This is a genomic window from Neisseria sp., assembly GCF_041804105.1.
GTDB lineage: Bacteria > Pseudomonadota > Gammaproteobacteria > Burkholderiales > Neisseriaceae > Neisseria.
Genome location: NZ_JBHCJY010000033.1, coordinates 1 through 9,917, shown reverse-complemented (window position 1 = coordinate 9,917; position 9,917 = coordinate 1). Strand labels below are relative to the sequence as shown.

Annotated in this window: 12 protein-coding genes and 1 pseudogene; 8 read left to right on the top strand and 5 right to left on the bottom strand. The window is 53.1% G+C overall.

The genetic code is table 11. The features are described 5' to 3' along the window. A pseudogene (locus tag ACEYDX_RS03360) lies at positions 1-235 on the top strand (ABC-F family ATPase); the annotation flags it as partial. Between the two features lie 185 nt (positions 236-420). Beyond that, positions 421-660, top strand: a complete 240-nt coding sequence (locus ACEYDX_RS03355) for a lysozyme inhibitor LprI family protein (RefSeq protein ID WP_373740624.1) — start codon at positions 421-423, stop codon at positions 658-660. A gap of 267 nt (positions 661-927) precedes the next feature. Here the strand turns inward: ACEYDX_RS03355 and ACEYDX_RS03350 are convergent, their stop codons facing one another. From ACEYDX_RS03350 to ACEYDX_RS03340, 3 genes are all read right to left on the bottom strand, one after another. Next, positions 928-1,731, bottom strand: coding sequence for a phosphatidylserine decarboxylase (locus ACEYDX_RS03350; RefSeq protein ID WP_373740623.1), 804 nt, complete (start codon positions 1,729-1,731; stop codon positions 928-930). A 121-nt stretch (positions 1,732-1,852) separates the two neighbouring features. Further along, complete coding sequence (locus ACEYDX_RS03345; RefSeq protein WP_373740622.1) at positions 1,853-3,445, bottom strand: hypothetical protein; 1,593 nt, start codon at positions 3,443-3,445, stop codon at positions 1,853-1,855. 213 nt (positions 3,446-3,658) lie between these two features. Next, positions 3,659-4,600: a cupin domain-containing protein gene (locus ACEYDX_RS03340; protein ID WP_373740621.1), complete on the bottom strand. Its 942-nt coding sequence runs from the start codon at positions 4,598-4,600 to the stop codon at positions 3,659-3,661. A gap of 95 nt (positions 4,601-4,695) precedes the next feature. Here ACEYDX_RS03340 and ACEYDX_RS03335 point away from each other — a divergent pair, with 95 nt between their 5' ends. Further along, a complete protein-coding gene (locus ACEYDX_RS03335) occupies positions 4,696-5,034 on the top strand; it encodes a carboxymuconolactone decarboxylase family protein (protein ID WP_373740620.1) in 339 nt (112 codons plus the stop codon). A 230-nt stretch (positions 5,035-5,264) separates the two neighbouring features. After that, the gene (locus ACEYDX_RS03330) at positions 5,265-5,633 is read left to right on the top strand and encodes a rhodanese-like domain-containing protein (protein ID WP_373740619.1); all 369 of its coding nucleotides are present in this window, start codon (positions 5,265-5,267) and stop codon (positions 5,631-5,633) included. Positions 5,634-5,759: 126 nt separating this feature from the next. On the opposite strand, the gene ACEYDX_RS03325 is transcribed toward ACEYDX_RS03330, so the two are convergent. Then, complete coding sequence (locus ACEYDX_RS03325; protein WP_373740618.1) at positions 5,760-5,927, bottom strand: hypothetical protein; 168 nt, start codon at positions 5,925-5,927, stop codon at positions 5,760-5,762. Between the two features lie 208 nt (positions 5,928-6,135). After that, on the bottom strand, positions 6,136-6,600 hold the full coding sequence (locus ACEYDX_RS03320) for a cytochrome b562 (protein WP_373740617.1): 465 nt from the start codon (positions 6,598-6,600) through the stop codon (positions 6,136-6,138). A 106-nt stretch (positions 6,601-6,706) separates the two neighbouring features. On the opposite strand from ACEYDX_RS03320, the gene ACEYDX_RS03315 reads away from it, so the two are divergent. The 4 genes from ACEYDX_RS03315 (at position 6,707) to yfaE (ending at position 9,534) form a co-directional block, all read left to right on the top strand. After that, positions 6,707-7,534 (top strand): SDR family oxidoreductase, encoded by an 828-nt coding sequence (locus ACEYDX_RS03315; protein WP_373740616.1) that lies wholly within the window; start codon positions 6,707-6,709, stop codon positions 7,532-7,534. A gap of 94 nt (positions 7,535-7,628) precedes the next feature. After that, a complete protein-coding gene (locus ACEYDX_RS03310) occupies positions 7,629-8,102 on the top strand; it encodes a Fur family transcriptional regulator (RefSeq protein ID WP_373740615.1) in 474 nt (157 codons plus the stop codon). Then, entirely contained in the window at positions 8,090-9,019 is a 930-nt protein-coding gene (locus ACEYDX_RS03305) for a GTP-binding protein (RefSeq protein WP_373740614.1), read from the top strand. Before ACEYDX_RS03310 ends, ACEYDX_RS03305 begins: the two co-directional genes overlap by 13 nt. Positions 9,020-9,219: 200 nt before the next feature. Then, positions 9,220-9,534, top strand: coding sequence for a class I ribonucleotide reductase maintenance protein YfaE (gene yfaE, locus ACEYDX_RS03300; protein WP_373740613.1), 315 nt, complete (start codon positions 9,220-9,222; stop codon positions 9,532-9,534). Positions 9,535-9,917 lie beyond the last annotated feature (383 nt).

Sequence of the window (9,917 nt, the reverse complement as noted above, 5' to 3'; positions counted from 1 at the left end):
GTTGAAACCGAATGTCTTGGTGATGGACGAACCGACCAACCACATGGATATGGAAAGCATCGAATCGCTGAACATGGCCTTGGAAAAATACAACGGCACGCTGATTTTCGTCTCGCACGACCGCCAGTTTGTTTCATCGCTCGCCACCCAAATCATCGAGTTGGATGGCAAAGGCGGCTACGAACATTACTTGGGTGATTACGAAAGCTATTTGGAGAAAAAAGGCTTGGTTTGATGTTGCATGAATCAGGTTGAAATTTGAAAGGCCGTCTGAAAAGCGAATCTGCTTTTCAGACGGCCTTAAATTATTTTGGACTATTCTGGTGATGCCCTATCATTTCAGTGTTTCCGACACGAAAACGGTTTGCATGAGTGCATCAGGGACATCAATGCCCGATCTACCGCTTAAGGATTACAGTGATGAAATCAACAGCTACATTCATTTTATTTTTTTCTGTTTTGTTTTCCCCGTTGTCCTATGCTGAAAGTTATTCTAAGGAATATCTTTCATGCATAGATAATTCGGGTGGTGTAACAGCTGCTCTGCTGGGTTGCATTGCCGATGAAACGGATTACCAAGATAAAAGGTTGAACGCAGCATATCAAAAAGCCATGCGGACTTTGCCTGCAAATGAGAAGCAAGTTTTACGCACAAAATAAAGGGCTTGGATTAAATCGCGCGATGAAAAAGTAAAATCCATTATCGGCGGCGGTACCAGCCTTGATGTCAACCAATCTTCAAGCTATTTGGAAGAAACCATGAAACGGGCTGAAGAATTGGAATCTGTATATACATATTAGGCCGGCACTTGGCAATATTGTTGCCGGATTGCCGAACAAAAGGCGGTGTTTGTCCGAAAATGTGTGTGATACAAGCCGCCAAAAGGCCGTCTGAAAAACTTTTCAGACGGCCTTTAATGTTGCGGTTTATTCTCCGACTTCTTTGCTTGCCGATTCGCGGACCTTTTCGGCTGCGCTTTCAATATCGGCTTGGCTGACATCTTGCGTCTGAACGGTTTCAGACGGCCTGTCGTCGGCAGCGGCATGATTGGTGACGGCGGGTTGCGGCTCGGCAGCAGGAGCTTCCAGCGGCAGGCGGGCCAAAACGGTGCTGACACCGGTTACTTTGTCGCCGATGGATACCAGCGGCTGCGCATCAACAGGCAGGTATAAATCCACTCGGGAACCGAAACGGATAAAGCCGTATCGTTCGCCGCGACGCAGCCGTTCGCCGTTTTTCGCATAGCAGAGAATGCGCCGAGCCACCAGGCCGGCAACCTGCACGAAAGTAATTTCACGGCCGCTTGCCGTGGTCAGCAATACGGCGTTGCGCTCGTTTTCGGTACTGGCTTTGTCGAGATCGGCATTGAGAAATTTGCCTTTGTTGTATTCGATGGCGGTAATCACGCCGTCTGCGGGCGATTTTTGCGAATGGACGTTGAAAACGTTCATAAATACGCTGATTTTCAGCGATTCGGTTTTACGGTAGGGATCTTCGGCGCGTTCCACCACCACAATCCGCCCGTCAACAGGGCTGAGTATCGCATCCGCCTGTTCGGGTACGTCTCTGGCAGGGTCGCGGAAAAATTGCAGGGCAAAAGCGGTAAACAGCCAGAAAGGCAGCGACCACCAGCCGCAGCAGGCCGAGAAAACCAGCGCGAGCAGTAGTCCGCCGCCGATAAACGGCCACCCTTCGCGGGCGATAATCGGGTGGGGGTAAAAACGGTTCATGGGATGTCCTTTTAAATACAGCGGAAATGACGGCGATTATAGCCGATTCGTTACGGCTTGGGGCGGCGGGCTAAAAAGGCCGTCTGAAAACGGGTTCAGACGGCCTTTGGATTGCGCTGCCTTATTTGGCGCTTACAAAACGGACATTCGAGGTAATGATCGGTTTTACCGCCCTCATGCTGCCGCGCGGATAGGTTTCGACACGGACTGCGGTATTGATGCGGGAAACGCTGCTGCCTTTGCGGGTGATGATGCTTTTGACCGTATTGCCTTTGCGGGTCGTGAAATTGTGTACGCTGCGTTCTACTTCCTCGTCAGGCTGTACTGCGGGTTGAACAGGTTCGGCAACTTCGGATTTGACCGTTTCAACTTGAACAGGTTCGACAGTTTCAATTTTCGCCGTTTCAACTTGAACAGGTTCGGCAGCTTCGATTTTGGCGGCTTCAGCTTGAACGGGTTCGACAGTTTCAATTCTTGCTGTTTCAACTTGTACGGGCTCGGCAGCTTCTGATTTGACCGTTTCAACTTGAACGGGCTCGACAGCTGCGATTTTGGCCGCTTCAGCTTGAACAGGTTCGGCAGCTTCGACTTTTGCCGTTTCAGCGTGAACAGGTTCGGCAACTTCGATTTTGGCCGCTTCAGCTTGAACAGGTTCGGCAGCTTCGACGTTGACCGTTTCAACTTGAATAGGTTCGACAGTTTTAACTTTCGCTGTTTCGACTTGAACGGGTTCAGTAGCTTCGACTTTAGGCGTTTCAATTTGAACGGATTCGGCAACTTCCGCCTTTACGCTTTCCGCTTGGGCGGATACCGTACCTGCCGCGGCAACGGTTTCCGATATCGTATTGCGGGCGATTTGGATGCCGTGGCGGCGGTCGCTGCGGATCAGGCGTTCGGCTTGTGCACGCAAATCAAATGCAGCGGTTTCGGTCTCGGCGGTTTGGGCGGCGGGTTCTGCTTGGGCCGTCTGAACGGGCGGTACTGCTGCAACAGGGCTTTTTGCAGGGGCTGCGGCCGCCGCTGCGGACGAGGGCTGCCGTTCTTCGGGGATTTGTCGAGTTTCGGCTTCGGCGGCGGTGCGAACGACGCGGGTTGCAGCGTGGTCTTTGCGGATAAGGTTCTGCGCTTTCTCACGCAGGCTGCCTGCTTGGGCAGCTTCGGCTTCTCCCTCTTCCCGAAAGTGCGCAGCGTCGGTACGGCTGCGCTCCTTGAATGTCTTGACGGTGGTTGCGATTTCCTGTGACAGGTGGTCTATATGGTCGGTTTGGGATTCTTCGTGGTAAACCAGCGGACTGATTTCCGACGGGATGCCGGTATTGCCGATGATTCTTTCAAGGCGCATGCCGATAACCGATTTCGACACGCTTTTGGCAACGCTGATGTCTTCCAGCGCAACGTCGATTTTGCCGTCGAGTTTTTCCAAAGCATGACCGATGCGGTAATACACCGTCCAGCGTTTTTGGCGGACTTGGTCGCGGCTGTCTTCGGGGTGCGCGGCATCCAGAGTAAGAAAACCGCTTTTGCCGTTGTGGGTCATGCGCAGTTTGATCTGCTGCAACATCGTTTTACCGTCGTTTTCCGAATCCATGTAATCATAAAGATTGCGCAATAACAGTAAAATTTTGTCAAAAGCCCCCAGCGCGGCCAAACCGGTTTCCGACGGTTGCGGCCGGTAAACCAGTTTCGAAATTCTGGCACTTAATAAGTTATTCATTTTTATGTAAATTCCTTTCCAAACAATGTTTGCGGCAGTATCCTGCTTCTAGGTTCGTCATAGTGCCTTGTAATTCATGGTTAATCAAATCACTATTAACAGCCAATATAGTGCAAAAAGGAATTTATCAGCTTGGAAAATAAAGCTTTATAAACAGTATGGATAGCCGTGTTTACGGTTTGGCCACTGCGGAGGAACAGGTTTCAGACGGCCTTAAATCTCCCAAATCCAGCGTTCCTGCGTTTCTTCTGTCTGCCTGCCGTTTTTGCGGTAACTGCCCGGCGTTTCGCCGTAGTATTTTTTAAATGCTTTGCCGAAATGCGTTTCTGATTGGAAGCCTGATGACAACGCCACGGACAACACGGATTCGTTACTTTGCCGCAGCATCAGCGCGGCCTGCTGCAAACGGATGCGGTTGACGAACGCATGGGGGCTGGTACCGGTGTGCCGTTTGAACAGCCGCATCAGTTGGGCACGCGAAAGGTTGGCACGGGCGGCCATGTCTTCCACTTTCCAAGTTTTTTCGGGTGCGTTGAGCACATCCTGTATCAGCGGGTTCAAACGCGGATTGCGCCAACCGCTCAACAGGCCTTCGGGCAGTTCGACACGGCTTTGGTCGAGATAGGCGCGGAGAATCTGTACCAGCAGTACGGATGCGAGCGCATCCACCACCGCTTCCGAGCCGTGCTGCGGCGATGCGGCTTCCGCTTTCAGCAATGCGGCCAAATGTATCAGCCCGCTCCCGTTCATATCGAGCAGCAGCATTTCAGGCAGGCTGTCCATCAAGTCGGCATGGCGGTCGTACTCGAAACGTGCGCAGAAAAGATTCAGACGGCCTTCTTCGGCACCTGTGCTTTCGTTCACGATAAACGCACCGTTGCGGCTGCGCTGCGGTACGTCGCCGCTGTTGTCGCAGGTTGCCGAGCTGCTGAGGATGTGTTCGGCCGAACGCGGAAAAAACACCACATCGCCGGCCTGAAGCTGCCGGATTCCTTCCGCACTCTGCATAAAACCGGAGCCTTCGGTCACGACATGCGCAACGCCCTGCCCGCGGCCTGCGGCGTGGCGCACATACCAATTGCCCTGAAAACGGCACATCACGTCCACGCTGCCGCGCAACTGTGCCAACGAAACCAGCCTGTTTAAAATATCCATGGTTTTTTTGCCATAAAGTGAGATTTTTTGCAGATTATATCCGTTGTATTGTTGCAATAATAACAGTGTTCCCATCCTATATGAAAGACCACGCCATGTTTCAAAATTGGCCCGAACACACCGCCCATGTGAAAAAATCTTTTGGCGAACTGGGTAAAAAACATCCGAAAATGCTGCAAGCCTACGGTGCGCTCGAACAGGCCGCCGCTGCCGAAGCACTCGATGCGAAAACCCGCGAACTGATTGCCATCGCCGTGGCCATTACCACCCGTTGCGAAAGCTGCATCAGCGTCCATGCCGAAGCCGCCGCTAAAGCGGGTGCCACCGAAAGCGAAATCGCCGGTGCATTGGCCACCGCCATTTCCTTGAACGCCGGTGCCGCCTATACCTATGCCCTGCGTGCGTTGGAAGCAGTTGAAAGCCAGCGCGGATAATGCGCAAAGGCCGTCTGAAAAACGGTTTTCAGACGGCCTGAATCTGTCCGCGTGATATGAAGACCGCTTGGCAGAACCGGTTTATTTTGAACAACTGACTAAACCAAAGCCTTCCGTCTGTTTCCCGACACAGGACTACAATACGGCTTTATCGATACCCGTCGCAGGCCGTCTGAAAAAACCGTTATTTTCTACTCCCTAACCGCCTGCATTTGTTGAAAGGAAAAACCATGAAAAAACTGTTGCATACCGCTCTGATTGCCGCTGCTCTGGCTTCGCCCCTTAGCGTCGGTGCCGTTTCGCCGAAGCCTGCGGAAAAAACTGCTGCACAGCCTGCCAAAGCCAAAGGCGTTTGGATTGACGTGCGCACGCCCGAAGAATTCAAACAGGGCCATCTGAAAGGCACGCTTAACATTCCCGCCGACCAAATCGCCGCGAAAATCGCCGCCGTCAGCCCCGACAAAAAAGCCCCCGTCAACCTTTACTGCCGCAGCGGCCGCCGTGCCGAAGTTGCCTTGCAGGAATTGAAAAAAATGGGCTATACAAACGTAACCAACCACGGCGGTTATGAAGACCTGCTGAAAAAAGGCTTGAAATAAGCAGAACGGCGGATTGTATTCCGCCGTTGGGTTTTTCCGTTTCTCTGCAAAAGGCAATATCACTGCGGAAAAAAAGGCCGTCTGAAATTCAGACGGCCACAATACACTACGGGAAAACACGATGAATCAGGGTTTGGCAGAAGCCATGTCTTGAACCGGCTTGGCAGGTTCGGTTTTGAATTTCGCGCCCAGCAGGTTTTCTTTGCTGAACGTGCGGGAAAGTTCGGGCGAATTCTGGATATGGTAGAGACCGCCGACAAACAGGGCTGCCACGATGAAAGCTGAAATACGCATCACAAATTCCTTCCAAAAAAATGTGCGGCAAAACGGGATGGCGTAAATGTAATGCAATTACGCTATGTTCATGAAAATTTCGCCCCGATGGTCAGGCAGCAATCCGAACGGCAAAATACTAACTAAGATGACTGTATAAGCCACACGACAGGAAAGACCGTCTGAAAAATGTTTTCAGACGGTCTTTTCTTTTGGGGTAACCGAATAATTACTTGGGCGCGCGGAATGCTTGGTGGCACTCTTTGCAGCTTGCGCCGACTTCGCCGTATGCCGCTTTGATTTCTTCCAAGTTTCCGGCTTGTGCCTTGGCATTCAGATTTTCAACGGCGGCGCGGAATTTGTCTTCCACCGCTTTGTATTCTGCCGGTTTTTCCCAAATGGCGGGCAGGGCATCGCCGTTACCGTTGGGGTCGTTTTGGAAGTATTGGAACGGCTTTTGGCTTTCCTGTGCAAAGGCAGCGGCAGCGGCTTTGAATTTTTCCGCTTCGTACGTCTCTTCGCCTTTAACCATTTTGCCCATGGTCGTGAAATTGGGCATCATGGATTTGAACGATGCGGTGCGGTTTTCCGAAATCGAACCTTTGGCGGCACCTGAACCGGAATTTCCGCCGCAGGCGCCCAAAAGCAGTGCCGCCGAGAGTGCGGCCAAAATGGAAAGAGAGTTGGTTTGCATGGTTTTGTGTCCTTTTGACTGTGTTTTTAATGATATGATGCAGCATAAAGCACAGTAATTTTATCATAGCCTGAAACCATATTTTGAAAAACGCAAGGAGAATGCAATGACCATCCTGATTACCGGTGCTTCCGCAGGATTCGGCGAAGCCATGTGCCGTGCCTTTGTAAAAGCAGGTTACCGCGTTATCGGCGCAGCCCGCCGTCTGGACAAACTCGAAGCACTGCATACCGAACTCGACAGCCGTTTCCATCCGCTTGAAATGGATGTGGCCGACAAGGCATCGGTGGATGCCGCCCTGCAAAGCCTACCGCCCGAATTTGCCGACATCGACTGCCTGATCAACAATGCCGGCTTGGCCTTGGGTTTGGACGGAGCGGACAAAGCCGATTTTTCCGACTGGGAAACCATGATTCACACCAACATCATCGGTCTGACCTATCTTACCCGCAAAATCCTGCCGCAGATGGTGGCGAAAAAACAGGGCTACATCATCAATTTGGGTTCGATTGCCGGTAACTGGCCGTATCCCGGCGGCAATGTTTACGGAGCAACGAAAGCCTTTGTGCGCCAGTTTTCACTCAACCTCCGCGCCGACTTGGCCGGAACGAACGTGCGCGTTACCAATATCGAACCGGGTTTGTGCGGCGGTACGGAGTTTTCCAACGTCCGTTTCAAAGGTGATGATGGACGGGCGGCCAAGCTGTATGAAAACGTCGAATTCATTCGTCCCGAAGATATTGCCGACACGGCATTATGGCTTTACCAGCGCCCTGCGCACATGAATGTAAACAGCATCGAAATCATGCCCGTGGCCCAGAGTTTCGGCGCATTGCCCGTCCACCGCAACGCCCCCGTTCCTGCTGTCGCCACGCAGGATTTCGACCGGCAGAGCATATCGCTGTTCCAGAGAATCAAAGCCTGGTTTAAATAAGGTTTGGCCGGTATGCAGGCCGTCTGAAAAATGCTTTTCAGACGGCCTTGCTTTGTTATAATCCCCTCAACAAAGGCCGTCTGAAAGACACGACATGAAGAATTTCAAACAGAAAATCCTTGAACAGGCCAAGCGCAACGGGGTGCAGGTAACTGCTTTGCGCGAGCAGGTTTTGGACATTGTTTTGCAGCAGACGGGGGTGATCAAAGCCTACAACGTTTTATCGCACATGCAGCAGCAGAGCGACGGGGCGGTCGCGCCGCCGACCGCTTACCGGGCATTGGATTTTTGGGCCGACCAAGGCGTGCTGCACAAAGTGGCGGCGGTCAACGGTTATGTGCTGTGCAGCCATGCGCAGCACGAATGCGGCAGCCACTGCCACAGCCGCAGCGGATCGGAAGCGCACCACAGCGCGTTTATTCTGGTGTGCACGGAATGCGGCGAGGTGGACGAGCAGACGCTCAGCGGGGAGTGGCAGGCATTGCGTGCCGGCGTGGCCTCCAGCGGCTTTGCGCTGCACGAAGAACATGTTGTTTTGACAGGAATCTGCAAAAAATGCCAGAAGTAAAAAAAACCAAAGCCCATCTGGTGTCCGGCTTTCTCGGTACGGGTAAGACCACCGCGCTTAAAAGCCTGATGGCGCAGAAAGACCCGTCTGAAAAATGGGTGATCATCGTCAACGAATTCGGCGAAATCGGCATCGACGGTGCCGTATTGAGCGACAACGGCATTCCTGTGGCCGAAATCGCGGGCGGCTGCCTGTGCTGCACCGCAGGCCCGCAGTTGGGTGCAACCGTGCAGAAAATGCTGCGCGATGCCCGCCCCGACCGTTTGATGATTGAAGCCAGCGGCCTGGCTCATGCGGCCAGTGTGATCGACGAACTCAAAGCCAAGCCGCTCGACAGCCAAATCGATGTCGGTGCGGTGTTTACGGTGGTTGACCCGCGCCAGTTCGTCAATCCCGATTATGCGCAGCAGGCGCTTTATAAAGACCAAATCGGTGTGTGCGACGTATTGGTCGCCAGTAAAACCGACTTGTGTACGCCCGAAGTGTTGGCCGAGTTCCGCGACAAGGCCGCCAAGCTGTTCCCTGCGAAAGCCTTGGTTGCCGAAACGCACAATGCGCAGATGGACATCGCCTGGCTGGATGTGTCCGTTATCGAAAAACCGCGCTACCGTCTCAAAACCCTGCCCGACAATACCATGGGTTTCCAGTCGCAAGGCTTCACTTTTCCGGCAGGAAAGGATTTCGACGGCGAACGGCTGACCCGGTTTTTCAACGAATTGCCGCAAATGACCGAAGGTTTGGTGCGCGCCAAAGGCGTGTTCCAAGTGCTCGGTACATGGGTGTGGCTCAACTGGGTGGACGGCCAATGGGGCGCGAACCAAGTTTCATGGCGGCGCGATTCGCGGTTTGAGCTGATTGCGAAATCGTTTGATGCGGATTTGATTGAACGGAAATTGAACGAAGCGTTGGAAAAATGAAGGCCGTCTGAAAACGCAGGTGCTTGCGTTTGACGGCGGTTTGCCGTTGCCCTGCGCCCGGATACGATAGGACGGTTGCGGATGACTGTACAGGCCGTCTGAAAAAATGCGGTGCGGCGGTTTTGCGGTTTCACAATCACGCCGCGCCGCGTTACAATCCATCCCCCTTGTTTGATTGCCGGATTTCCGTTTGCAAAGCCATGCCGCATATCACCACACACGATAAAATTTTCGAGCTTCAGGAAGGCGAAACGCTGCTGGAAGGGCTGGAGCGCACGGGGCATGATGTCGTATACCAATGCCGCAGCGGCTATTGCGGTTCGTGCCGCGTGAAAATTCTGGCGGGCAGAGTGGAATACGACAACTTTCCGCTGGCTTTCGTTGCCCCGGGGGAAATCCTGCCCTGCTGCTGCCGGACGGTGGAAGACATTACGCTCGACTGCCGCAGCCGGACGGTGGAACCGGATTTGTTTGATGTGGGGCTGTTTGATGCCGACGGCGGGGAGAACGGGTAGATTCGGGCGGAATTCGGACGGCGTTTCCGTTTTGGGTCTGATGGTGTGTTTTGCAGATAATGTTTTACGCGGGCCAGCAGCAACAGGTTTTCTGCCTGTTGCGGACGAACGTAGAACATACCGGATTTTCCGCCGATGGTCGGCATACGAAGGCCGTCTGAAATATTTTCAGACGGCCTTTGTTTTGGGCGCTGTACGAACCATCCGTCGGTGCATACGGCAAAGCGGTTGTGCTGTGGCCGTTATTGCTGCGCTGCTGACGGCGGCAACAGGTTTCCTGCCTGTTATGGGTGAACGTAGGGCATACCGGATTTTCCGCCGATGGTCGGCATACGAAGGCCGTCTGAAATATTTTCAGACGGCCTTCGTTTTGGATGCTGTAC